The sequence below is a fragment of the Ruegeria hyattellae genome, assembly GCF_041537925.1.
In the GTDB taxonomy this organism is placed as follows: domain Bacteria; phylum Pseudomonadota; class Alphaproteobacteria; order Rhodobacterales; family Rhodobacteraceae; genus Ruegeria_C.
Window position 1 is genome coordinate 216,587 of the sequence record NZ_JBGOSH010000007.1, and the last position, 24,324, is coordinate 240,910.

Below are 24,324 nucleotides of genomic sequence, written 5' to 3' on the forward strand. Positions count from 1 at the left end.
GTATAGCTTCAATTGTAAGTTGAATGTTGAGCCGACTGCAAGTCTTTAGTATGTCGGTAGCACATACTATATAATCCCGCAAAATAGGCGTAGGATGTAATCGGTCTGTAGCGGGAGGCACGTCGGTTTGCAGCCTGCCGCAACTGTCGGTCGGGGGTCGGCTCGCAATCAGCAATGCACAGGCAACAGCGCCCTGCGCTTGCAGGTTGCCGATTGCAGGTTGCAAGCTGCACATTGCTGATTGCCTGGCAGAAATTTCATACCGACCCGCAACATGCAAGCGTTGCAGATTGCTTTGAAAAGCAATAGCATCCGTGTCAGCGCAGGTGCGGGTCTGCGCGATAACGAGACATCGAGAGCCCGGATGTGGCACGCCGCTCTGCGGCGTGGCTTTCGGGCGTAGACCCGGAGACCCAATTGAAAATCTATGCCGCTGTTAACTCCAAGGGCGGGGCTGGGAAATCTTCCATGCTCGTCGCCTTTGCCTCCGCTTTGCATCATCAGGGAAAAAGGGTGCGTATCCTTGATCTGGATTCTCAAGGCACACTCTCGGAATGGTTGACTCCGAACAACGGGCTGGAACCAATCCCAGCTGATGAACTTCTGATCGAGGCGGGGCAATTTGCTGACGAAGATGCAGAGAATGCCCGACTGGCTTATGCCCACATCCTTGAGGCCGAAAAGGCCGGTGGCTACGACTACCTGCTGATTGACACCAAGGGCGAACCCAGCATGACCGCCGCCGTGACGATGGCCGTGGCCGATATGGTGCTGTGCCCGACAGATGGCTCGTCGGCGGAGTTCAACCCGATCATTGTGACATACAGGTCGTGCGAAGCTGCGTTGAAGCAAATCGGCAGCGCGGCTGATCCGCAGGACAAGTTTCGGATCGTCTTCACTCGACAGTCCATCGCGCAGTCAGCCGGTATTCAGAAAGGCAAGCAGGCATTGGCAAAGCGGTTTCGCTGTGTCGGCGGAATTGCCGACACCGCCGCTATGGATGACGCGCTTAGGACAGGGACAACAATCGGGCAGTTGATGGGCTTCGCTGAGGAAGCCATGGAACAGGCTGAGGCGCAAACGGCGAGGTCGAATGCGCGCCGGATGGCGGATCGCTGCAGGAAGGCGTTGAGCAATGCCGATTTTGTGCTGAAAGCCCTCAAGGAAAGCGAGGTTCAGCATGTCCCGGCCTGATAGCATTGAAGGCCTGCTTTCCGGGTCTGCGTCCGAAATCGCGCCGACTGTGACGGATCTAGCTAAACAGGCCAAGGAAGACCCAAAGCCCGAACCTGCCAAGCCGGCAAAGACACCTGAGCGCAAACACCCAAAGCCAAAGGCTCAGCAGGCTGTCGGGCAGCGTCGTGCCCCGATCAGGTTTCAGGTTTCGGCGCCGGAAGGCGGCGAGGTTGAAAGAGCCCTGGAGGAAATTCTGGCCGAGGTTCCGCAAGCCCTTCGATCAGGCATCAGTATCGGTACGCTGTTCCGACAGGTCATGATCGACAATGACGAAGAGATTGCCACGATGATCCGCAAAAGCGTTGGGGAATAGGGCCAATGAGCAAGAAGAAAACCGACAAAGCGAGATTGAAGACGGTCACCGACAAGAGGCGAGGAAGGGCAACCTGTTCGTATACAAATCTCGACCTCAGACAGTTGTGAGATTGCGGCTGCGCTGGAAGAAATCTGTGGCAACATACCTGCAGCGTTCCAAAAGAACTTTGATCTCGGGGCCTATTTCAAAGAGGTACTGCAGGCCAACGATGCAGAAATCGCCGCGATGATCAGGGATCATGTTGGCAAGTGTTAGCGCGCTTTGCCGATCGCCTATGGTGATTTCAGAGAAGGCTGACGGTCTCAACCGAGCTTCGAGTTCTGACGCTACAATGAGTAATAAGAGTTCATTTGACGTGTCCTTGTCTCAGAATGTATGCCTGCGACCAGCCAGTGATTGAACCTTTGTGTGTGAGTTTGGGGGAGTGTTGATCTTGGTCAGGGCCGGAAGGGCGTGTGTTTGCCCTCCTGCCCGTCGAAAGCCAAACACGACGGGGTAGTCTGCGCCTAGTGACGTTTGAACGGGGCGAGCGTGTCGTTGGTCATGAATGTGACGGCGCCGGCTTCCTGCAAGGCGGTCACGGCCGCGTCGCGGGCATCCTTGTCTGTGGCAAACTGTTCGTCCCAGACATGCGATGTCCCGTCCTGGTCGATGACCTCAAGGGTCCAGCCTGTCTCAAAGTCCAGCCGGTAAATCTCGATATCGAAACGATAGCCATCGACAATGAAGGATTGGCTCTTGGGTGAGGAAATCAGGGTTGGTTCGTCTGTCATCTCTGGGTCTATGATCTTGGGCTCAGGACGGGTTTGATTTTAGCAGCGATAAGAAGTTCAGGACAAGTTCAACCTGATGCGCGCGACCCTCGTCGCCCACAAAACCGGGCCCTGACATCACGTCACGAACTTCACCATTCTGCCATTCGATCGACCTGCAAAGGGAAACGAGATGCGCCATATGCCAGATGTCGCGAGAAAACTGATACGTCCGTCGCTGGACATCTTCACTTGTCTTCATGCAGCCAGTTTCGCGACGGATCTTTCAGACAATCAGCCGACCATGGGTATTGATGGCATCGCCGCAACAGTCGAGCAAAACGACGCTTTGCAATCGTGGCACTCGACGCACCCACCCCTTCAGATTTTGAAGGGCAGCAAGCAACGGTGTCGCGCGCATTGGAAGCCGCAGAGGTCTTGACGGGATGTTACAGCGCACCAGCGCCCCGCAAGGAACTTGACGCCTACGTCACCGGGGCAGAGCCTGTTCGCATCGCGGTTGATCTGCAGTGCCTGTCGAAATCTGGTTCGAAATAGATGGAGAATTCGACGCATTGAATGAATGCGTGTAGTTGCAAAGCATCGCTCACATTAAGTGGGATCAGGGTTGTCTCTTGCGCCACGCCTGCAATTGATGTTGTTTGTCGCGCAGTTTCAATCAAGAGGCAGGGACATGAAAATAGATTTGAAGAAATTGAATGCAGCAGACCTCAAAGCTCTGGCAAAAGACGTCGAGGAGAATCTTGTGCGTGTTGAAAAAGAGGCGCTTTCGAAAGCCCTCAGTGAGGTTCACAAAGTCGCCAAATCCCATGGTGTGACGCTTGAGGAGATAATCGCGCATTTCTCTGCCTCAAAGAAAAAGGCCAAAACCAAAGCCGCCGCCAAGTACCGCAACCCGAATGACCCGACACAGACCTGGACCGGTCGGGGCCGCAAGCCAAATTGGGTCAACGACGCGATCAAGGCGGGCAAATCCATCGACGATCTGGAAATCTGACGCAGCTGGCGAGAATGGGACTTGCACGGCTCTCCACGCTTGCAGTGGCCGGATTTGGAGCACGGGGAATGAATGCCTGGGCAGGGGTGAGCGGGCGTGCCCGTGTCCCCTGCCCTGTCCAATAGTCAGTGCGAGCCGTGCGCCCCGCGCGGATCTCACAAGACCAAACCAAATGAGCTGAAGGCGGCCTTCCGGTTGGGAAGGCTGTCGCGCCCGGCGCGATTAAGGGCGGCGCTTGCGCCGCCCCCAAGGCCCGGTGGGGCTTAGATGTGATCACCGCCATCCTCCGGCTCCTTGGCTTTGGGCTGGAAGGCCACCAGCTCGGTGACAGCGACGGGGAAGTCGAGCTTGATGGAGAGGAAGGTTTCGCCGGTGTCGGTCTTGGTGTTTTCGAACACGGCACCGACGCGGCGGTAGCTGGTGTGCTCCTGGTTGTCTTTCTTGTAGGTGACGGGAACTGTGAGGACGTAAGTAGTCATGTTGTGATCTCCTTTGTTTCGATGACTTGAAAAGAGCCGATCGCACCAGGCCTGTGCGCAAGCTGAAACACGGAGGGTCCGCCAAAGGTGGAAACCGTTTTTCTGCTTGCCGGAGCGAGAGCGAAGGGAACGCACTGGCCGCGATCTGCGACAAGTCCATCAATAAGAAACAAAAGGGGGTTCACGACATAACTTGCGGGATAGGTCCCTGCTCCCGGCTAGAGAAAGACCGGCCTGGCACATACCGCGCAGAGTGATGCCGCGTTAAAAACAGCGGGCGGAAACCACAGTGCTGGCTCTGATCCGCCAGGTGGCGGCCCGCCGCTTGGGCAGAAGCCGCCTGCACCGGACCCAAAGACAGTATCGGGGATTTGGGCAAAGCTCATACGCCAGCCGAAACCGGATGAGGGCGGAAACGCTGTCCGCAAACGCGATGATTTTTCGAACCATCGCGTGATCGATTGCACGTGGAGAGCGACTGACCACAATGCGGAGAGGGTGTGTGGAAACTCCGGCCCATGACCTCTCTCGTTGCGCTCGTTTTCAGCACCTGTGCAAAAAAGGTCTCCCAGTAACGCGAGAGCACGCACAGAGAGGGTGTTTTCGGAGTGTTTCGCCGGACGGTCAGAGTTTTCACACGCCCTCCTGACAAAGCTACCGTTGACCGGCCAAGGGGAAATCGTAGGCTGAAACAAAAAGAGCTGCTCCATGACGACGATCCCTACACTAACGACACCACGCTTGTCTTTACGCCCTATTCAAGCAGAAGATTGGGACGGCTACAGCCGTCTCATGGTTTCGGAACGCGCCGTCTATATGGGAGGCCCATTCTCCTTGTCCGTCGCATGGGGAATGTTCTGTGCAGACCACGCTCAATGGAGTTTCTTCGGTTGCGGCGCACTCATGATCGAGAACAAGGCCAATGGTAACTGCCTCGGACAAGTCGCCATCAATTCAGGGCCGCTTTTCCCAGAGTGGGAGCTTGGCTGGCTGCTTTATGCTGAAGCAGAAGGGCAAGGTTTTGCTTATGAGGCCGCAGCCGCTCTCCGAGCATGGAGCCGTGACGTAAGGCAACTTGAAACGCTTGTAAGCTACATTGACCCCGATAACGCCAGATCAGCCCGCTTGGCTGTACGGCTTGGCGCGACGCTGGATAGGAGCGCACTGCGGCCAGATCCCACAGATCTGGTTTACCGACACTATGGTTGATGACATCGGCTTAGGGCTCGAACCGAACCCTGGGCCAAGCTACTCTGCCCGGTGAATGTGTCCAACAAAGGAGACAGGGAAAAGAAAATGCAATCCGAATGCACTGATACAGACGCCCGTGATTTCGAAGCCGCAGCACTCCTACGTAGCCGAATACATGCCCAGGAGACAGAGATCGGGATAGAGGATCTATCGCTTGTTGAGAAATATGTCATCTGTGCTGCTTCGGAACTTGATCAACTGCGCGGCCCGATCAGAACATCTGATATCGCAGCCCATGATCTGTTGAAATCCGTCCCCCGCCCGACATTTTACCGCGCACTTACGCGGGTCATTCAATCTGGTTGGCTGACCCCGTACCCAACTCACTTGCGCGGCCGCTACAAGTTCAACTTGCCGCACAAGTGTCGACCCAGAAAAACAAGCTAGGGGGTTCGCAATGAAGCGCTGTAGGACTTGCCAAGCTGATCTGAGCACTGAAGAGACGCACCACTACGGAGACCGTTGCAAGATCTGTATCCAGGCTGAATGCGAGCGCATTAGAGCGTGGCAGCTGGGCGCGGATGATCCTGAACTGGATCGCCTTTTTTCAGTCAAACGCAGTTTCCACTAAAGGAGGTCAAGATCTACTGTACGGGACAAAGAACTAATTCGCTGCAGTTGCGCCAATGTCCGCTTAAACACCCTCTCCCTTGAAGGCGGATTTCATGAAATCCTCTTTCATCATGTGTGCTTTCATCGCGGGCAAGCCAATCGCCTTCAAGCCGATGATCGCAGCATATACCAAGGTTGCAGTTGCAAGTGCATCGAGGATCCAGCCGACCGGCGTTGCAGTTACACCCAGATAACCTGGCAGTGAGGCGAGGTCGGGGATTGTCCAAAACCCAGTCAAACCGTGCAGCACCAGCGCGATCCAGAATCCGGCACAATATGGGCAGTGCCATTGCTCATAGAGAGAACTCAAAGGGCGCGGTAATGCGGCTATGAAAGTTTTAAACCATGTTCCCCATTCCGGAAGCTTTTCCCAGATCAGAATGTGGATAGCGGTTGCCATGAGTACGAGTTCGAATGTCATATTGTGTTTCCATCATTTTAATTAGTAAGTCTGACTTACGTTATTGGCCAAATGGCTGTCAGGCCGATTTTCGTTGCTGTTCAATTGCGATTTTGAGAGCTTCGAAGTCATATTCCGATAGCTCTGCAAGCAGTGCCTGCGCTGCGGCCTCGTAGATTTCTTCCCCAGAAGACAACAGCGTCTGCCCCTGTTCGGTCAACACAATGTGTTGGGCGCGGGCGTCGTACTGACACGGGAACCGCACGACCAACCCGCGTTCTTCAAGCTTCAAGACCATTGCGCTGGCGGATGCTTTTCTGACACCCATCTCATCAACAACATCCTGAAGATGTTGCCCGTGATCGTCCTTGTCGGTCTTCCTGGCTTCCTGATCTTTTATGGTGCGAAGATACTCATACTCGCTGTGGGTCATCCCCAGATGCCCGCCCGCTTTTGCCCATTGTCTGTGGCCTTGTCTGTGCGCCAGTTCGACCAGTCTTGCCAGTTTCATAGAAGCATCCTATATAGTCAGTTATACTAACTAACCTATGCGCACGCAATGTCAAGACACTTTCCGAGACTTTGCGATCCAAGACACCAGGGGCAGATGCTATGACACAAGCCAATAGATTTGAAACCGTAAGGATGCAGGCCGAGAGTTGGTCTGAGACCATAAACAGCAACGACCAACGAAGCGCCCTAGTTGAGGAACTCAAGGACGTCTTAACCCCCCTTGTTTTACGACACCTGCCTGAACCATTGCAGATGTCAGAGACACATCCAGCGATTGACGAAAGGATCACATCACGCGCCGCTGAAAGCAACGTGATGCTGGTTCGTGATCGCGCCAGCGATAGATTGCTTGGCCTCTTGATCCTGGCCGAGTTTGTCGACTCCGAATTCCTTACAACGGTTCATTTAGGGTATCTGTTTTCTGAAGAGGCTTGGGGAAAGGGGTACGCGACCGAGCTGATCGCGGGCCTGGTCACTTGGTGCAAGGGCGAAGGCCAATCGGTGCAATTATTTGGCGGTGTGGAAAACGGCAATACTGCGTCCTCCAGAGTTTTGCAAAAAAACGGATTTGAGTTGGTGGAAGACTTGTCAGACGCGACGACAGAGATGTTTGGTCTGTATATCCCCTACAACTTCGACAAACTCTATGGATCGACACCTCAGGCACTTGGGGAGCCAACACAACTCTTTGTCGATTTCTTCAAGCAACATGCAGGGAATCCTCTGCGTGTATTGGACATCGGCTGCGGCCAGGGTCGCGACGCAATATTTATCGGGCGACTTGGGCACCGAATTGTCGGAGTCGATCTCTCGTCTAATGGCATTCGTGATTTGAACGAAGCAGCACACCGCGAAAACCTCAGCATTGAGGGCGTCGTTTCTGACATCAGGACTTTCGTTCCCGATGGGGAATTCGATGTGCTTCTTCTGGACCGTACGTTGCACATGCTTTCTGAGAAAGATCGATTGATCGTGCTGGAGCGATTGATTGGTCGCGTGTCAGACGGTGGTTGGGTTTTGATCTCGGACGAGCCTGAGAACATGCAAGCGTTCAAGGAGGTCATCACTTCGAGTGCCGACGCTTGGGAGATGGCGCTGGACAAACCAGAAGCACTGTTCGTTCGGCAGTCTGGTCGCGAACATGGATCAGATACTGAAGCCTGACTTGGTGAAGCGGACCTTCGCCACGCTGCGGCAAACTTTGCAAAAAAGGGCTCACGGCTGACATTCGTCCCCAAAAACGGCCTGCCTAAGCGGTCCAATTGTTCTCACCACGAACGAGAATAAGATGTAACAGGTAATTGCTACCCGTCACGAGATTTGCTGACCACGCCATCCTCGGTAATGGCGGCGACATGGGAGGCTGTGCGGCGGGATACGCTCACACCATCGCCAGACATGCGGGCTTCCGCGTAATCGGTCCGTTTGAACACCGACCCATCGGCGTCCACGGTGGTTTCGTCAGCCTCACTCTGGCGCGTGACCGATCCGTCATATCCGATCTTGATATAGACATTGTCAGCCGTCCGGACCATGACAGAGTAAGCGTCAACCTGAACGCCCTGCCAACAGACATCACAATCACGGCGCAGCACGATCTTGTCGGGACGGATCTTGATCTGAACGTCTTCGCTGGCTGATGTATTGGCGCTCTTGACGACAAGGAAGGCTTCCTGCTCGCTCGGATCGGCGTGGATCGAGGCGCTGGCATTCTTCGGCGGCCAGACCTTCGCCTGATCGCGCTTGCGCCCTGACGGGTCTCGGTGAAAACCGATATAGAGTTGCGCCGATTTCCAAACGCGGCGCACGGCACCACCGACGTTTGCGGAGTCATTTGTAGTCGTCATGGCCTTACCTCCTGGTTCTTCCTATGAGTGCGTTGTTCTGCTCACGTCAACTTAGCATTGCATCGTGGCGCCCCCCGGTCCAGTTGTCTCCTGCGAGGATACGGACCTGTCCCGCACACCCCGCCGCACTTGATGCAAAAGTCCAAGCCCTCTGGCGGCTGCGTGGACCTGCCTGCTTGTACCAGCGCGCCACGAGCGGCCAATTCGCCCCTCAGCGGGCGCTGCATCGCGGCCAGGTCTTCGGTTCCCGCGCAGTGTGATGCCGCTGGTTTCGCAATGAGGCGCAGGGTTTCAATCACGTTCTGAAAGCGCCCTGTGTTGGTGTCGTTTGCGAAAGCCATTGATCTGTCTCCAGTGGTCTGGGCGGGGCGCTTTTGCGCCCCTGCCCGCTTTGATCAGCCCATGCCCTCGGGCAACCACGTGGCGATCCGCTTCTTAGCCGGTTTGCTCAGTTGCATTGCTGCGCGGGTGTCGGGATCGTTGAACAGCGCATCCAGCTTCTTCCGCTTCTCTCCCACCTTGAGGCTTTCGAAACTGGTCACCTGAGAGTTGCCCGTTTTCAGGCCCAGAACAGTGCGCCAGATGTCGTTCAGGTATGGCCCCGCGATGCGGCTGAAGAAGTTCTCGAATGTCGGCGTCCAGACTGCACGGATGTCGGTCTTAACCTCTTTGTCGATCAGGGCTTTCAGGGTCTTGTCACCGCCGCTCAACAGTGCCGCCAGGTGCCGGATCAACTCGGCCTGAACGTGGTCGTCGCCATTCTTGCGGAACACACGGAACGCCTTCGCCAGATCACGCTCAAACGCATCACCGCCCCATTCGGTTGGCGTCGTCAGGCGCTCATCCAGCGCGTAGCCGCTGGCCTCGGTGGTCGGCCAGTTCGGCACATCACTCGCGCTCAGACCGATGGGGTTGGCGTATTGCGTACCGCCCGAGACCTGAAAGGCCAGCAAGGCCAGGATCAGATCGGGGTTGTTAACCGCCGCATGTTGCCGTGCGCCAGTGACAACCCGGTTCAGATCATCGACCAAAGTCTGCGACATGCGCGGCTTACTGGTCGTGTCGGCGACATCGCTCTTTTTGTGCTTCGATGCAGCCAGCACACCTGCGGCAACCGCAGCCTCTTTGTCCTCGGGCTTCACCAGCCCTTCGGTCACATTCAACTCGCCCGAATTGCTGACATGCAGGATGATCCCAGCGTAGTCCTTTTGAACGTCCGAATAGGCTCCGTCCAGAATAGTCTGCAGCATCTGCAATTCAGCTTCGCCTGCTTCATCCAACACTTGAGCCTCGGCAAGCCCGGCCAGTTCGTCATAGCGCTCGGGCTGTTCCTCGGTCAGGTCTCCTTGCTCGGCATAGATGCGGGCGCATTTCATCTGGTCGATATCGTAGCCGCCAAAATAGGTCGCATCGACAGTCTCGGCCCATTTCCAGCCCTGTTCCTGCCGGATCGTGCGCGCGGCGACCGCCAGCTTATCCGCAAAGCACTGCTCAAGAATTGCCAAATCATCCAGCAAGGTCTTTTCGGCAAACAGGTCGCCAGAGACACGGCCACCGGCCTCCTTGTAGGTATCCAGACCAACATATTTGGCCCGCCGGTCTGTTGCGCTGACACTATCGGGTTTCAGCATGTTCTTGATCTGGAATTCGGAGAGATAGCCTTTCCGGGTCTGTTCCAGCACTTGCACAATCAGGTCGGTATCGTCGCAGATGGTGAAGGCTGCCGCCTCGCCAAGATTGATGTCCCTGGCGGCAAGCGCATCGATCACCTGTTCGGGCAGGCCCGCCAGTTTCAAACGCTTGTGTACATGCGCCTCGGTCACGGCAAAGGCGCGCGCGATGCCGGATGCGGGCGCACCACCCTTGTCCATCGCACCATAGGCGCGGATTTCATCTGCCGGTGACAGGTCTTTGCGGCTGATGTTCTCGGCTGTCGCCCAAGTCTGGGCGGTTTCCACGTCCCTGGCGATCATCACCGGCGGGGTCGCCAGTTCGGGGCGGATGGTGGCGAGGTTCGGGTGTTTATCCGCCAGGTATTGCAGCGCGCGCAGGCGGCGGCCACCGGCCACGATTTCAGCGCCGCCCTTGTCGTCGGCCAAACCGGCGATGCTCTGGATCAGGCCAGCGGTCCAGATGGACCCGGCCAATTCGACAACCTCACCCTCCGGCACGTCTTGGCGCGGGTTCATCGGGGAAAGTGTGAGCGATGCCAGCGGAAAGCGGGCCTCGGTTGCGGTGATCTTCGTTTGCTTGGTCATAGGGGTAACCCTTTTCTCATGGTGAAATTTTGTGCTAAAGGTGCCCCAGCCCTGACGGGCTGAGGCGAGAGGGCTAAATGGCCCCGTGCTGGATCAGGAAGCGGCGGCCAATGCCAAAGTGATCGCCCTTCCTGACAAGCGCCCAAGCCTCGGCAATGCGGCGCTTCTTCGTCTCATGGTCTATGTGTCTCACCTTCCTTTCCGTTGTGGTGATGGTGTGGGGAGGGCGTTCGTCGCCCTCACCCTTGGGCCTGCTCGACAGGCCAGCCTCGGCGCGGGGCAGGGAGAACTCCCGCTGCCGAACTCAGTAATCGCTTGGGAAAAGGATGGTCAGAACGCGGCGGGTTTTGGTCAGATCGGTTGGGGCCGATGTTCCGTACTGATAGTTCTCGTCATACAGGTCGATCTTGAACCAGACCTTTTGGCCCATGACGTCCATGAAACCCATTTCCCGGGTTCCGTAAGGGTCATTGTCTTCGGTGAACCCGTCATAGGTGACGATCTGAGCCAGACACGCAGCAACAAAGCTGGGACCCATATTGTCGATTGCGGTTGTCTGGACGAACATCCCCTCACCGCCTTCGGGCTGACGCTTGCGGAACGCGTCGTTCTGCTGAGCGATGAGGGCATAATCGACGTGACCGGCTTCCTCGGTCTGTTGTGCGATTGCAGCCATGGTGGACCTCTCTTTCGTGGCAAAGCGGTGGCCGATCTGCGCCCGGCCTAGCCGCCTGTGGTTCGGTTTGATCCAATGGGCCACGGAAACGGCCCATTGGCTGTGACATCAGCCACCCACACCCATCCGCGTTTTTTGCCCGAAAGGAGGGGGCCGATGGGAAAGATCCGTCTCTGATCCGAGGACTGGGGGTCAGGCCGAAATCGGGGGCATTTGGGAGGGACCCGCGCGCCCGCGCGTGGGAGGAACCGGGATGTTCATGATTTCTGCTTGAGGCGCTTGGGAAAGAGACATGTGAGCCGCGCCCGGCGCGGGTCTCTCTTTGCGCCTTCCCCCTGGAAAGGATCAGATACGAGAGACTTTCGGCCCCCTGACGCTCGGGAAAAACAAGCGCTCGCCGCCCGCCAACGGCGGACTGCAATCACCATATGAAAGAATGCCTGGGCCGGGGTGAGCGCGCTTCAGTGCGTCGATCCCCTGCCCTGTCTAGCGGATCATGCGAGCCGCGCGACCCGCGCGGATCTCCACCGGCTATCTGCAAAAGCGGGCGTCACCCAAAGGGACGAAACGGGTGTGACCAGGCGACCATGCCGGCCTCGGTTAAACTTGGCTCGGGGAGACAGGTTTAACCGCTCCCGGGCCGCAGGGAGAATGGGCATGTCCGGTTCGGGGAGGAAGCCGGCACGGCCGGCTGGAACCTAGCGGGCGGTCCCGGCGCCCCTGGGCGGCGGGATTTGCCCTGGTCACCACCTTTGACAACGCACTCGGGGACGCGATGAAGGATTCGGTGGAATGGAGCATCCGCACGATCCATTCCTATGCCCGCAACGATCCGAGTTCGTATTAACACCCGTGTCGTTTTGAGGACGAAGTGAGCTTTTGCTGCAGAGCGACAAAGCCATCAGGACTTCAGGTTTGATCATCCAGCCTGATCGACCCGTTGAAGCAAGAGCCGAGCCATCTTTGCAGAACCGTCCGCATCGATGCCTTTGCCTCGAACACTGGGCATGGAGACCTGTCCGAGAAAGGCCCAGTAGAGAAACACAGCGCGCATTCTTGCGTCGTCTGGCTCGTAACCGATCTCGGCCAGAAGCGACTTGATATACTCGACGCGTTCCGCATCAACGTCTTCTACAATGGCAGAAACGTCCGGATCTTGCATCGCCCAAGCCCGTATGGCCCTTTCCATGTCGAGTTCCGATGTAAACGCAATGCTGAGCAACCTACAGAGACTGTCCTCTGAACTCGGCTCATCATTGACGGCGTAAACGACGTGCTGTGTCGCTTTCTCCCGCCAGAGGGCGAGGATGCCCCTGCGAAACGACTCAATGTCTTCAAAGTGCCAGTAGAAACTGCCACGTGATACTTTCATGGCCTTGGCCAATGGCTCTGCTTTCAAGGCTCCCGGCCCGGATTTCACTAGTCTCTTCAACCCGAAATCGAGCCAGTCGGATTTGCGGAGCTTTTTTGTCATAGCCCAACCATACAGTAGTGTATTGACGGGATACAACAGCACATGTACAAACCATACAGTTATGTATGGAGAACGCTATGAGTGACACAATTCTCATCGTTGCCGGATTGGGTGGGGCAATCATTGCCCTCGTACACGGATACCTCGGGCAGACGATTGTAATTCCGTCATTCAGTGGCGGATCGCCCTCGATGCGCCGCGTCAATCACGCTGTGTTTCAGCTTAGCACCTTATATTGGTTCGCTGGTGGGATCGCTTTGATCTACGCGGCCGTGTTCATTGATCAGGGCGAACGAACAATAATCGTCGCCATGGTGTCCTTCCTCTACATTACCGGCGCAGTCGGAAACCTATGGGCAACGCGAGGACGACATCCGGGCTGGATATTGCTTACTGTCGTAACCGGTCTGGCGATTATCGGTGCCTAATGGCTCGATCGATGAAGGAAACGGTACGGGCCCGGCAACTATTTGAAACCAGGCCTGAGCGCAAGACAACCGACGTTCAGCGAATGAGCACAGAGAGCTCGAAGCGGACCTTGGCCATGGTAGAGTAAGCAATCAGCGAGTCCAGCAAAGGAACGAAGGTCTGCTGAGCGGACATTCCAGACCTTCGCACCCATCTGTTGAACTGGGGCTTTCGGCCCACAGCGGGCATTCGTATTCGGGGTTCCCGGAATTATTTGGCGGCGCGTCTCAAAGTCGAAGACACGGACGAGACGCGTCGCACTTATTGGCGTTAGTAGAGATCGCCGTCGGAGGCTTGCAGGATATTCGTTACACCTTCGTCAATCATCTCTTGCAAAACACTCAACCGGTCGAAGTTTTCCGGGCTGTTATAGTTTTGCACGTGGACCATCACGATGTTCTTCACGCCGCTATCGTCCTGCAGCTTTTTCATGTCTTTTGGAAACATGTGATAGGCGCCGATGACTTTGACCTTTTCTTCTTCGGTCTCACCGCCCCATGGCGCAAACTTGATGTTCTTGCGGGTGATCCCTTCGATGAACAGAACATCGGCGTCTTTGGCTGCGTTCACAAGACCTTCCGAATAGTGGCCATCGCCGCCAAAGACGAGAATACGACCGTCAGGTTTTGTGGTGAACCGGTAGGCGTGAGTATTCTCCAGAAAGCCGTGTGCGGTTGGAAAAGCTTCGACCAGAACGTTGTCGTCCTCGAATATCTTGCGCCCATCGACATCCACATGTGGCCAGACCGGCACACCAACGGCAGTTGCTCCGTCAAATTTTTGAACTGTTGATCCTTGTGCCATTTCGTTGCGGTCAATGCGCCACGCATCGTTGATACTGGCCATCATTTCATCAACCCCGGCAGGTCCATAAACCTTCTTGTCGACAACTTTGAGGTTCGAACCGAACTTGAACGGGTTCAGGATGAAGGACGGCAAACCAACGGTGTGGTCTTCGTGGAGGTGCGTGAGGAACATGTACTTGATGTTGGGCACATTCATGATTGTTGCGAGATCCAGCGCGGGTTGCGACTGGACAGATTTTCCGACGGCCCGCCACCAGCCTTCGCCAGCATCGACGAAATAGGGGTAGTCGTTCACAATCACGGCCAGTGCCGGGCCGTAGCGATAGGGGTTCGGGTTGGGATCGCCGCTGCCCATGACAAGAACCTTCGACGGCTTGTCGGCGGGAGAACGGTCCAGCGGACCACGATTTTCAAAGATCGGCCAGTTCCCGGGCGAACTGTAGGCCGTTTTCATGTTCGTCATCTGCGTGAACGGCACATTAAGATGGTTGCGCTCAGTTGTTGCTGCACCAGCGGCAAGGTTTTCTTCCCAGGTTTGCGCCGAGGCGGACATAGCGAAGACGCAGCTTGCTGTAAGCGTTGTCAGCAGAAGTTTGGCATTCATCGAAACACTCCCAATATGATTCTTAACCCCCTACCACAACAAAACGTGTAGTACGTACTTTTTGGTATGCAAAACACCAAGTGGTATGTAAAGTACTTTTTGGTATGCTTGACTTGACGGAGGATGATCTTTTTTCAATATGGAGATATGAAAGCTGATCAAAAACCCACGCCACTCCCCCGGTATGATCGTGAACGCTGGCTCGAAACGGCTCTCAAAGTGCTCGCAAAAGAAGGTGGTGCGCGGTTGCGGATCGACTCGCTTGTCAAAAGCCTCGGAGTCACAAAAGGCAGCTTTTATCACCACTTCAAAAGCCGCGAGGAATTCGTCCGGGAGTTGATAGATTTCTGGTCAAGGGAGTTTACACAATCCGTCATTGCCGAGGTGAACGAACAACCCGGTACGGCGTCAGAACGTCTGTTGAAGCTGACCCGACGAATCGAGGCCGATGGTCTCGACCAGTTCGATATCGCCTTCAGATCTTGGGCAGCACAGGATCCAATGGTGGCCAAGGCCCTAAAAGTGGTCGATTTGCAGCGCTATGAATTCGTGCGCGGGGTGTTCGAATCAATTGGTTTTTCAGGTGATGATCTGGACATGCGCGTCAGGTTGTTCTTGGTTTTCGTGAGCGCCCGGCGTTCGGTTTACATTCCTCGGGGGGCCTGTGACGCGGCAGACGAAATCCTGCTTCGGCACGAGTTCCTTACAAGCAAGGCTTCATAGGTTCTCTTGGTTTGGTGGTGCATTGCCGAGCGGTATGACTTTGCTGATTTCAAAGAACAGTTTGAAGATCTTTGTGTTGTTGCAGTAATGGGAGTCCTGATCCTGAACTGAAAAACGTACCACCGTGAAACTGACGAGCGGCAATTTTTATTAACTGAAGTCATCGTGAAGACCGCAACAACTTCGCACTTACCGCCCTTCACATCGGATGCTGCGATTTCGAGGTATGATTACTTTGGTCTCGGAACCTCCATTATTAATACCCATTCATCTCGTCCGCTTTGGGCTCAGAGCAGTCATTGATCGTAAAGATTTGATTTTTGCAGCTCGAAGGTCCGCTCCAGGGAAGTCGAGACACACAGATTGCAAGTGCGGCAACCGGTTCCGTTCTCGTGGCTCTTAGTCCGCTTCGGGCTGTCAGAGAGCTACCACTTTTCTCCGAAGGGGCGAATGTCGAGTTCGAATGTCCAGGCCGACTTGTCTTGTCGCGCCAACATCAGAGCTGTCTCCGCAATCCGCTCTGGCTTGATAAAGAAGTCGTCGGGTTCATCTGGTGCAAAGTTCGTCCGTGTGTCCTCGGTGTCGATCACACCATCGATAACAAGATATGCCACATGTACACCCCTTGGACCGAGTTGCTTGGCCAGTGCATTTGCCAGCGTACGTTGGGCAGACTTTGAAGGCGCAAAAACCGTCGTCCAAACGTTCCCACGAAGCGCAGCGGTCGCGCCCGATACAATGATCACTCCGGAACCACGTTCGGCCATCTGAGACCCTAGAAGCTTTGCGGTAGTAAAAAGACCAAGAGCCCCGACACGCCAACTCTGCTCGAACTGGAGCTCCGAAACGTCTTCAAGCGCTCCAAACTGTGCGAGGTCTGCATTGTAGATAACGACCTCAATTTCGCCTAGATCGCTCTGGACTGCGGAAAGCGCTTTTTTCAAGTTATCCGGGTTTCCAGCGTCGCATCTGTAGGGTCGAACTGACGTATCAGTTGAACCCTCGTCACCGAATGTGGCGCCCGAACGACTCAGCAGTGCGAGAGAGTAACCGGCCTGTTTGAAAGTCTCAGCATATGCGGCACCTAAGCCAGGGCCAAAACCGATGATGACGCAAATCTTGCCATCCATGACTTCTTCTCCTTACAGCTTTCGTCTCTCTGCAATCGTAACACAAAACTTTTTGGTTCGTTCGGTGAGGGGCAGCAAAGTTCGCAAAGCCGGAATTGCAAAGTTTTGTTTTGAATGTCGGGTTTGGGCTGCGTGCGGCCAATCATGCTCACCGCGGAGAGGGGCAGCACCGAGCCCGAAGTCTCAGATGCCGCGCTTCGTACGAATGTCCGCTAGGTATTTCGACGAGGTGTAAGCCTTGTGATTTGGATAGCAGTTTCGTTGGCTCCATTTACAGCCGCACTTTTGGAGCGGCTATTCCGAGACCTCGTGGGCGGCAAAGGCATCCGCATAGTCAGGATGCCAGCGCGACAGAGCGGGCCGGTTATGGACAATATCACCCAGGGTCCATTCGACGCGTTTCCTGTCGCGGGCTTCTGAGACATCGTTGTCGGGGCAGAGAATATAGAAATCTCCGTTCGACATGCGCTGCAGCAGATAGTCGATCGCCTCGTCGCTTGACCAGGCCGCCGCGGGCTTTTCGGGCATGAACTTCTGGATCATGCCCGTGTAGGTAAAGCCGGGCACAAACAAATGGGCGCTGATCTCGGCACCCGCCTCGCGCAGCTCGTGGGCCAGCATCTCGGTCATGACCTTCACAGCGGCCTTGCTGGTGTTATAGGCGGCGTTTCAACAAACGAGCTGAAAACAGTCATCTCCCTTTCCGAAAGCGGGAACGGACGATGCAATGCCATCGCTCTCCAGGAGGGTTGCAGAGGTTCGTGGCGACCCACTCAGCCATCCGCAATTGCTTCAGCGTTCCCGCTCGCCGCCGCTCCGCATTAACAATCCGATATCACCGTCTCGAGGCCTTTGACGCCTGGAATGCCGCCACTCAAGCCGCTTGAATTCCGAGAAACAGCACTTCTTTGTGGACTGGGCGTTAACGTGACAACACCCTTTTTTAATATGCGGGTGCAATCCCATTGCATCCCTGGCCTTCGCTGAGAAGCGGGCAGCAAACGGAAATCAAAATCGTTCTGGTCTTGGTGCGGGCGCAGGCTCTTGCCGAGCCACGGCCAGAATTATTTTGATTGAAGAGCGCGAGGCGGCAGCCTTAGCTGTTGGAGCGCGCAAACATAGCCAGTTTCAGCTCACATTATGTAACAACGCGAGCTGCTGTAACGATGTTTCTGTGCGCGCAGCTCGAGCTCTTATTCCGGTAGGCCCGCCGATTTCAAAAGATCTATCCGGCGTTGCCGTTCGGCCGGGTCAGTGGTTTGCTTGTGCCAGAACTCGTGTTTCGAGATGCTGTAGTTCGGAAATACTCGAAGCACCTCCCTCGCCGCTTCTCTGGCTGCTTCGATATCGTTGGCTTCGAGATGCATCGCGGTACGATATCGGTAACAGGAAACGTATTCAGGCGCCAGTTCGAGACAATGCCCGAATGCCTCGTCGGCTTCGTCAAAGCGGTTTAAGCTGGTTAAAACGATTCCGCGAATACTGTAATAGTACGGGGGTGGCAGTGGATTGAGACGGAATGCGCGTTGCGTCAGCTTCAACGCTTCCTCGGTACGAGATGATTCAGAGGTATAGTACGCCAGAATTATCAGATTGTCGGCATTTCCAGGGTACAGTTCGACAGCAATTTCCGCTTGTTGAGAGGCCTTTCCGAAATCTTCTTCGTACAAGGCAATCTCGGCTAACAACATATGTGGATCCCCGAAATCGGGGTCGGCAGCGATGGCCCTGTTCGTGGCATCCAGGGACTTTTGTTTGTAGCTTTCGATATCATCGGTCATGCCAAGCCACACGTGAGACCAGTAAAGCCATCCGAGTTCTACCCAGGCAGCGGCAAAACCCGGATCTCGGGTCAAGGCTTCCTCGATCAATGGCAGTGCGCTAACAACATCCTGCTCACTGAAAGTTAATCTCAATGCGCGGCCCTGCAGGTAGAGATCATACGCCCGTGTATCCTTTGTTTGACCACGCCAGCGACGGGCCTGCTCGCCCTCGGATAGTTTGACCTCCAGAGTCTCGACGATCTTGCTTGTCAGTTCATCCTGAACCGCAAATATATCGCCACTGGGTCGATCCCAACGCTCGGCCCAGAGATGATTACCTGAAACCGCGTCAATCAACTGTGCGTTTACCCTCAACCGATCGCCTGCCTTACGTACACTACCTTCAATCAGAAATCGAACTCCCAGTTTTTCGCCGATTTCCCGCACATCGAGTTGCTTTCCTTTGAAAGCGAAGCTCGAGTTGCGGGCGATGACGGTGAGCCCGCGCAGCTTGGACAGATCGGTAATCAGATCCTCGCTCAGGCCATTGGCGAAATAGTCCTGGGCAGAATCGTCCGAGAGGTTGTCAAAAGGCAGCACGGCGATCACCGGTGCTTCCGCAACCGACGGCTCCTTCCCGCCCCCACCGCCGGCTAGTCCCTGCAGCCACCACCAAGCGCCGCCGACGCCAAGGGCGAGGAGCAGCACCAGCGTGGCGGCGATCAGCACCCAGCGCGGCGGGCGGCGGTGCTCGGCTGAGACTGCTGGGGCGCCGTCTTTGCTCGATAAGACCTGAAAAACACGCACCGGACGGGCGATATTCTTGACTTCGCGCTCGCCTAGGTCGCTGAAGTGGAACGACAGCTTGTCGCGAATCTGTTCGTATACGTTCTGGCTCACGCAGATGCCGCCGGGTTCGGCCAAGCCTTCAAGGCGCGAGGCGATGTTGACACCGTCACCGTAGATATCGTCGCCTTCGATGATGATATCGCCGACATTGATGCCGATGCGAAGCTGCAGGCGCTCGCGATCGTCACTGTCGAGCGTCCGTTCGGCCACGTGTCTTTGGATCGAAACGGCGCAGCTGACGGCGGCGACAACCGAAGGGAATTCGACCAAAAACCCGTCACCCATCAACTTGACCAGACGACCGCTATGCTCGGCCAGCAAAGGTTCAATCAACTCAGTTCGGAGTCGCCGCAGCCGGGTCAGCGTACCCGTTTCATCCTCCCCCATCAGCCGGCTGTAGCCCACTACATCAGCGGCAAGAATAGCCGCGAGCCGTCGCTGTACAGCATTGTCCGACATTGAAATCTCCTCTGCTTATGGCAATGATTTCACACCTAGGCCAAATAATGTGAGCTGAACGCGACTATATTGTCACGCTAATGTAAGCTGAAAACAGCGATGTTTGCGAGCAGAGCCGATTATGTTTGCGCGCTCCAACACTTAGCCCTTGCCTGCCTTCTCCGCTTGTACAAAAGCAATTAGCGAAAGCTCTGAAAAATCCGCTTGCTTCCATTGAAAGCAAATCTGCTCTGAGCTTTCCACATGTGCCTTTGCTGGTGGCTTGATCTGTGATCTTTCCGCATCTTGGTTAGGGTTCCGGGCTACGTCTTGATAAGGACGTAGGGCGGAGAAAACAAAAATACTTATGAGGCCCAAGGGGCCGAATTCCTTTTGGCCCGAAGGGCAATCAATAAAATGAGTACGGCGTAAGCCGTTGCCTTATCGGTCTGGAGAACCGGGCATTCGTGCAATTTGCAGCATCGGTCAAGAAGGGCTCACTGCAAACCTCGGAGAGAACGCAGCACCTGTCGGTTAGAACCGCCCAGCTACGATGAGGACGGCCCAAAGCCGACATCCGGCGGCCAGTCCAGATGCTACACCTGCGCCCGCTTTGGGGGCATTCGCTGAAGGCGCGAAGCCCATCCAGAATCGCGCACCAGCGTGTGGGATCATGAAAATGGAACCGGCGCATGCCGCTAACCCTGAGGTCCGGAACTGACGTCGATAGGGTCTCCCGAGCCTTTTCTCCATGATCGTGTAGACCAAACTGACCCGCTGCGCTGGCAAGATACAGTTGCGCGACCAGCCGCCCGTAGCAACTCACGAAGATTCTACCCTGCGGCACGGTTTTCCCCGAACTTGCTCAGACGGTACGTGTTGCGATTTTCAAATGATCATTTTATTATCCTCCGATGGGTAGACCAAGATCATATTCACGCGAAGCCGTAGTTGAAAAAGCCATGGGTGTTTTTTGGCAAAACGGCTACAAGGCTACGTCAATAAGTGATGTCGTCCGCGAAACCGGGCTAAACACGGCTAGTATGTATAAGGAGTTTGGGGACAAGGAGGGATTGTTCTCAGCAGCTCTGGATCATTATCGTGATCATGTCATCGGGCCGCGCTATCGTATTCTGATCGACAACCCGAATTTAGAGGGTGTCGAAATGTTTCTCAGAAATGTTTTTTTGGGAGCCGCCAAGTCGGAATACAAAGGCTGTCTGATGATGAACCACCTTGCGCAGAAACATGTGATAAGTCCTGAGGCCGCTGAACAAGTGGGCGCGTTCTGTGCAGAGGTGGAATCGCTGGTTGAAACCGCTCTTCGTAATGCTCAAGCGGATGGAGACATCGGGCCGGACAAGGACACGGCGCAGCTTGCAAGCTTTGTAATTTTTTGCGTCCACGGGACTGTTTTGTATGGGCGGCACGATGAGAAAAAACACGTGATACCAAATTTCTACGACATGATCATGAGAGAAATTCGCGAGTGAGGCCGATCACTCATTTATTTTAAAATTGTTTTTTTAAAATAAATGTTCTAAAACTAACCTATCCAAACAGAACTGACGGCGACGAAGCGCTGGATGTAAGGAAACAGGGATAGGAGAAACACGATGAGTATTTCCGAAACGGCCATGGCCTTCTTTGATGCGTGCGAAACAGGCAAAGGCTGGGACGTCTGCAAGACATACTGTCAGATCGGTGCCACATTTACATGCGAAGCGGACGCATTGGCCGACATTTCGACAATCGAGGCTTATACAGCCTGGACGGCAGGAATTTTAACCCCAATCCCCGATGGCAATTACGATATCACCTCTTTCTCGACTGATCACGAACGAAACATCGTAACGGCCACAGCAGTATTCAGCGGCAAACAAACCGGTGAGGGTGGGCCGGTTCCTGCCACGGGCAAGGAAATTGCAACCAACTATGCCTACGTTATGGAATTTGAAGGCGGTAAGATCGCCCGAATGACCAAGATTTGGAACGACGGGCACTCACTAAAACAACTCGGATGGGCGTAGGGCCATCGTTGTAGTGGCGCCGTCTTTTAGGGGCGGTGATGCGTGAATTGGTGACCACTTCGGCCTATCACCTGCTACTAAGCCTCTGAGTTCCCAGCCTACGCTTCATGACGACCGTCTATGGCGAGTTTCAACCCGAAGTGGTTTTAAGCCCTGTGTGAAACGTAAGCATTCCGCAGATCTGGCGTCAATTGACCTTGAGAGTTAACCGTCAGTGCAACAGAAAAAGTAATCCCGCCAAACACTCTTTTGGGGAGGGCGCCATGTCAACTCAAACTGGATATCTGTTGATCGCCGACATTTCCGGATACACACAGTTTCTGACCACTTCGGAAATGGATCACGCTAATCCGATTTTGAAATCCTTGCTGGGCGTGCTGATCGAACAAGTGGGTGATCCGCTCAATTTCTGGAAAACCGAAGGTGATGCCGTTCTGGCATATTCAACGCGGCAGGATTTCCCCTCCGGCGAGACCTTCCTGACCATCTGCGAAAACCTCTACAACGCATTTGCTCTTCGTCAGCAGGACATAATTGCCAACACAACCTGTACCTGCAACGCTTGCGCCAATGTTGGAGGGCTGGATTTGAAGGTTATCGCCCATCATGGCCAGTTCGAAGAAATGCAACTTGGCCCGGTAAAGGACTTTTCTGGCGCCGACGTTATTCTAGTCCACCGAATGGCCAAGACGAACGTTGTTGAAGCCACCGGTATACGCAGTTACGCGCTGTTCAGCGAGGCCGCTGCAAACGCCATGGATATCAAAGGCATAGTGGAATCGTTTTCGCAGGAAATCGAGCATTTTGGCGAGATTTCAATGATGGTCTACGATTTGGCCAAATCGTGGGAACATTTACGTGCAAATCGCGAGCGTCATTTCCTGACCGAGGAAGACGGAGTTTGGACGTTCCTCCATCATTTCGATGCTCCAATAGCAGTCGTCTGGGAGGCGTTGGTCGCGCCGGAGCTAAAGCTGAAATGGATGAACCGAGTGCAGGAAATCAAGGTCGACAGCCCACAAGGGCGTCTCGGCAACGGGTCAGGTTATCATTGCTCCCACGAATTGGCGGACTTTTTCTACCGCATTACTGATTGGGAACCGTTCGATTACTTCTCTACCTGCATCCAGGATCCGGCGCGCACTGGGGTGAGCTTGCCCGAGACATATCAGCTGACGCCGACCGACACCGGCACCGATCTGCGATACACACTGGGTCAAGCAACGGATGCCGAGGGCGATAGGTCAGAAATATCAGAGCAGGATGTTGCAGCGTTTCTGGCAGAATTCTGGGCAACGTCGTTTTCTGATCTGGACGAACAACTCAACGCCTCGACCTAAGAGATCTTAACTGGGGTGATAAACATTGCGTTCGCAATTTCGGGGTTTTGAAGACAGCAGAGCGAGAACGAGCCATATTGTTTAATCGGCACAACTTTCACTTGGTTGAAATGGCGGGTGAGCCGCTCAACACCAGTAGCTGGATTTTCAAATGCTTTACGTTACCGTGATGTCAACGAGAATACTTACAAAATTCTTCAGGAGGGTGAACTGTGCCAGTAAGGTTGTTAGTCGCCGCAATGTTTCTGCACTTGGGTCTGTCTCCGTCCATTGTCTTGGCGCAGGAAAGCCAAACGAAGCCCAAAGTGTCTGTGACGGCAGCAGAAATGAAGTCGGTATCTCTGACCGAAGTGTTCACTGGCCGGGTCGAGGCTGTGGATCGTGTCGACCTGATTGCGCGCGTGCCGGGATTTGTGAAGTCCATCAATTTCAAGGATGGCTCGGCCGTTGCAGCAGCGGATGTCCTGATCGAGATCGAACCGGATTCATACGAGGCGACTGTCATTGAAATTCAGGGTCAAATACAAGCTGCACAAGCGGCAAAGAAGCTTGCCGATATCGAGCTTGATCGACAGCAAAAGCTTTACTCCACAGGTGACACACCTCAAGCAGTCGTTCAGAAAGCTGAAGCCCAGCAAGGTGAGGCCGATGGACATGTGCTTGAGCTACAAGGCAGTCTGCAAAATGCCCAGCTGAACCTGTCCTACACAAAGATAACCGCGCCTTTTGACGGCAGGATTGGACTGACAGACCTGTCAGTTGGCGCATTCGTCAGCCCAGAGGGTGGAACCCTGCTGTCGCTTTCCTGCATCGATCCTATCCACGTGACCTTTCCGGTAACCGAAGCCGAACTGCTTGAATTTCGTTCTCGCCGCGCCAAGGCGTCCGACACCGAACCGCTGCAATTACAGTTGATCCTCGCCGATGGCACGACATACGGCACAATGGGCAGTATCGAAGTGATTGATACACAAGTTCAGTCCGGAACGGATTCCATTCTGGTCCGAGGTTCGTTTCCCAATCCTGATGGACATCTCATTGATAACCAACTGGTGCGCGTTATCGTCACCGACCCTACAAACGACAAATCTCTGGTGATCCCTGCCAAGGCATTGCAGAAAGACCAGTCTGGCTACTTTGTCTTCACAGTCGGAAGCGACGATAAGGTTGTCAAAAAGCAGATCCAACTCGACCGAACCGAAGGGACCGAGGCTGTCATTTCAGACGGTCTGAGTGAAGGCGATAAGGTTATTACCGATGGCCTGCAAAGGGTCCATGCAGGCGTTGAGGTTAGCATTTCGACACCCCAGAACGCACCATCAAGCGCCAGCGGGAACTGAC

Annotated in this window: 23 protein-coding genes and 1 pseudogene; 12 read left to right on the forward strand and 12 right to left on the reverse strand. The window is 54.9% G+C overall.

What is annotated here, in order from left to right:
• Positions 1 to 366 precede the first annotated feature (366 nt).
• Together AB1E33_RS17805 and AB1E33_RS17810 are read left to right on the forward strand one after the other, a co-directional pair.
• Complete coding sequence (locus AB1E33_RS17805; protein ID WP_372578612.1) at positions 367 to 1,194, forward strand: ParA family protein; 828 nt, start codon at positions 367 to 369, stop codon at positions 1,192 to 1,194.
• Positions 1,181 to 1,549, forward strand: a complete 369-nt coding sequence (locus AB1E33_RS17810) for a hypothetical protein (RefSeq protein ID WP_372578613.1) — start codon at positions 1,181 to 1,183, stop codon at positions 1,547 to 1,549. The genes AB1E33_RS17805 and AB1E33_RS17810 overlap by 14 nt, the downstream gene beginning before the upstream one ends.
• Before the next feature lie 509 nt (positions 1,550 to 2,058).
• Here the strand turns inward: AB1E33_RS17810 and AB1E33_RS17815 are convergent.
• Positions 2,059 to 2,325, reverse strand: coding sequence for a hypothetical protein (locus AB1E33_RS17815; RefSeq protein WP_372578614.1), 267 nt, complete (start codon positions 2,323 to 2,325; stop codon positions 2,059 to 2,061).
• A gap of 673 nt (positions 2,326 to 2,998) precedes the next feature.
• Here AB1E33_RS17815 and AB1E33_RS17820 point away from each other — a divergent pair.
• Positions 2,999 to 3,322, forward strand: coding sequence for an H-NS histone family protein (locus AB1E33_RS17820; protein WP_372578615.1), 324 nt, complete (start codon positions 2,999 to 3,001; stop codon positions 3,320 to 3,322).
• A 263-nt stretch (positions 3,323 to 3,585) separates the two neighbouring features.
• Here the strand turns inward: AB1E33_RS17820 and AB1E33_RS17825 are convergent, their stop codons facing one another.
• Positions 3,586 to 3,801, reverse strand: coding sequence for a hypothetical protein (locus tag AB1E33_RS17825; RefSeq protein WP_372578616.1), 216 nt, complete (start codon positions 3,799 to 3,801; stop codon positions 3,586 to 3,588).
• Between the two features lie 708 nt (positions 3,802 to 4,509).
• Between AB1E33_RS17825 and AB1E33_RS17830 the strand changes: the two genes are divergently transcribed.
• Positions 4,510 to 5,010 (forward strand): GNAT family N-acetyltransferase, encoded by a 501-nt coding sequence (locus tag AB1E33_RS17830; protein ID WP_372578617.1) that lies wholly within the window; start codon positions 4,510 to 4,512, stop codon positions 5,008 to 5,010.
• Between the two features lie 676 nt (positions 5,011 to 5,686).
• Here the strand turns inward: AB1E33_RS17830 and AB1E33_RS17835 are convergent.
• Together AB1E33_RS17835 and AB1E33_RS17840 are read right to left on the reverse strand one after the other, a co-directional pair.
• The gene (locus AB1E33_RS17835) at positions 5,687 to 6,085 is read right to left on the reverse strand and encodes a hypothetical protein (protein ID WP_372578618.1); all 399 of its coding nucleotides are present in this window, start codon (positions 6,083 to 6,085) and stop codon (positions 5,687 to 5,689) included.
• Positions 6,086 to 6,143: 58 nt separating this feature from the next.
• Positions 6,144 to 6,575, reverse strand: a complete 432-nt coding sequence (locus tag AB1E33_RS17840; RefSeq protein WP_372578619.1) for a MarR family winged helix-turn-helix transcriptional regulator — start codon at positions 6,573 to 6,575, stop codon at positions 6,144 to 6,146.
• A 101-nt stretch (positions 6,576 to 6,676) separates the two neighbouring features.
• On the opposite strand from AB1E33_RS17840, the gene AB1E33_RS17845 reads away from it, so the two are divergent.
• Positions 6,677 to 7,741, forward strand: a complete 1,065-nt coding sequence (locus tag AB1E33_RS17845; protein ID WP_372578620.1) for a GNAT family N-acetyltransferase — start codon at positions 6,677 to 6,679, stop codon at positions 7,739 to 7,741.
• Positions 7,742 to 7,881: 140 nt separating this feature from the next.
• Here AB1E33_RS17845 and AB1E33_RS17850 read toward each other — a convergent pair whose 3' ends face one another.
• From AB1E33_RS17850 to AB1E33_RS17865, 4 genes are all read right to left on the reverse strand, one after another.
• Positions 7,882 to 8,424 carry a hypothetical protein gene (locus tag AB1E33_RS17850; protein ID WP_372578621.1) on the reverse strand — a complete coding sequence of 181 codons (543 nt, stop codon included), beginning with the start codon at positions 8,422 to 8,424 and terminating at the stop codon, positions 7,882 to 7,884.
• Positions 8,425 to 8,819: 395 nt separating this feature from the next.
• Positions 8,820 to 10,682 (reverse strand): ParB/RepB/Spo0J family partition protein, encoded by a 1,863-nt coding sequence (locus tag AB1E33_RS17855; protein WP_372578622.1) that lies wholly within the window; start codon positions 10,680 to 10,682, stop codon positions 8,820 to 8,822.
• A gap of 304 nt (positions 10,683 to 10,986) precedes the next feature.
• Positions 10,987 to 11,358, reverse strand: coding sequence for a DUF3768 domain-containing protein (locus AB1E33_RS17860; protein ID WP_372578623.1), 372 nt, complete (start codon positions 11,356 to 11,358; stop codon positions 10,987 to 10,989).
• A gap of 919 nt (positions 11,359 to 12,277) precedes the next feature.
• Positions 12,278 to 12,832 carry a TetR/AcrR family transcriptional regulator gene (locus AB1E33_RS17865; RefSeq protein WP_372578624.1) on the reverse strand — a complete coding sequence of 185 codons (555 nt, stop codon included), beginning with the start codon at positions 12,830 to 12,832 and terminating at the stop codon, positions 12,278 to 12,280.
• A 77-nt stretch (positions 12,833 to 12,909) separates the two neighbouring features.
• Here AB1E33_RS17865 and AB1E33_RS17870 point away from each other — a divergent pair, with 77 nt between their 5' ends.
• Positions 12,910 to 13,260, forward strand: a complete 351-nt coding sequence (locus AB1E33_RS17870) for a hypothetical protein (protein ID WP_372578625.1) — start codon at positions 12,910 to 12,912, stop codon at positions 13,258 to 13,260.
• 310 nt (positions 13,261 to 13,570) lie between these two features.
• Here the strand turns inward: AB1E33_RS17870 and AB1E33_RS17875 are convergent, their stop codons facing one another.
• A complete protein-coding gene (locus tag AB1E33_RS17875; protein WP_372578626.1) occupies positions 13,571 to 14,710 on the reverse strand; it encodes an MBL fold metallo-hydrolase in 1,140 nt (379 codons plus the stop codon).
• Positions 14,711 to 14,833: 123 nt separating this feature from the next.
• On the opposite strand from AB1E33_RS17875, the gene AB1E33_RS17880 reads away from it, so the two are divergent.
• Positions 14,834 to 15,433: a TetR/AcrR family transcriptional regulator gene (locus AB1E33_RS17880; protein ID WP_372578627.1), complete on the forward strand. Its 600-nt coding sequence runs from the start codon at positions 14,834 to 14,836 to the stop codon at positions 15,431 to 15,433.
• Between the two features lie 425 nt (positions 15,434 to 15,858).
• On the opposite strand, the gene AB1E33_RS17885 is transcribed toward AB1E33_RS17880, so the two are convergent.
• On the reverse strand, positions 15,859 to 16,563 hold the full coding sequence (locus tag AB1E33_RS17885) for an SDR family NAD(P)-dependent oxidoreductase (RefSeq protein ID WP_372578628.1): 705 nt from the start codon (positions 16,561 to 16,563) through the stop codon (positions 15,859 to 15,861).
• Positions 16,564 to 16,857: 294 nt separating this feature from the next.
• Positions 16,858 to 17,193 carry an SDR family oxidoreductase gene (locus AB1E33_RS17890; protein ID WP_372578647.1) on the reverse strand — a complete coding sequence of 112 codons (336 nt, stop codon included), beginning with the start codon at positions 17,191 to 17,193 and terminating at the stop codon, positions 16,858 to 16,860.
• A gap of 41 nt (positions 17,194 to 17,234) precedes the next feature.
• Between AB1E33_RS17890 and AB1E33_RS17895 the strand changes: the two are divergent.
• A pseudogene (locus AB1E33_RS17895) lies at positions 17,235 to 17,450 on the forward strand (IS6 family transposase); the annotation flags it as partial.
• Between the two features lie 306 nt (positions 17,451 to 17,756).
• Here the strand turns inward: AB1E33_RS17895 and AB1E33_RS17900 are convergent.
• Positions 17,757 to 19,634, reverse strand: a complete 1,878-nt coding sequence (locus tag AB1E33_RS17900; RefSeq protein WP_372578629.1) for an adenylate/guanylate cyclase domain-containing protein — start codon at positions 19,632 to 19,634, stop codon at positions 17,757 to 17,759.
• 941 nt (positions 19,635 to 20,575) lie between these two features.
• Here AB1E33_RS17900 and AB1E33_RS17905 point away from each other — a divergent pair.
• From AB1E33_RS17905 to AB1E33_RS17920, 4 genes are all read left to right on the forward strand, one after another.
• Positions 20,576 to 21,106, forward strand: a complete 531-nt coding sequence (locus tag AB1E33_RS17905) for a TetR/AcrR family transcriptional regulator (protein ID WP_372578630.1) — start codon at positions 20,576 to 20,578, stop codon at positions 21,104 to 21,106.
• 123 nt (positions 21,107 to 21,229) lie between these two features.
• Complete coding sequence (locus AB1E33_RS17910; protein ID WP_299985804.1) at positions 21,230 to 21,643, forward strand: ester cyclase; 414 nt, start codon at positions 21,230 to 21,232, stop codon at positions 21,641 to 21,643.
• 287 nt (positions 21,644 to 21,930) lie between these two features.
• Complete coding sequence (locus AB1E33_RS17915) at positions 21,931 to 22,983, forward strand: DUF2652 domain-containing protein (protein ID WP_372578631.1); 1,053 nt, start codon at positions 21,931 to 21,933, stop codon at positions 22,981 to 22,983.
• A gap of 212 nt (positions 22,984 to 23,195) precedes the next feature.
• Positions 23,196 to 24,323 carry an efflux RND transporter periplasmic adaptor subunit gene (locus AB1E33_RS17920; RefSeq protein WP_372578632.1) on the forward strand — a complete coding sequence of 376 codons (1,128 nt, stop codon included), beginning with the start codon at positions 23,196 to 23,198 and terminating at the stop codon, positions 24,321 to 24,323.
• The last annotated feature ends 1 nt before the right edge of the window (position 24,324 follow it).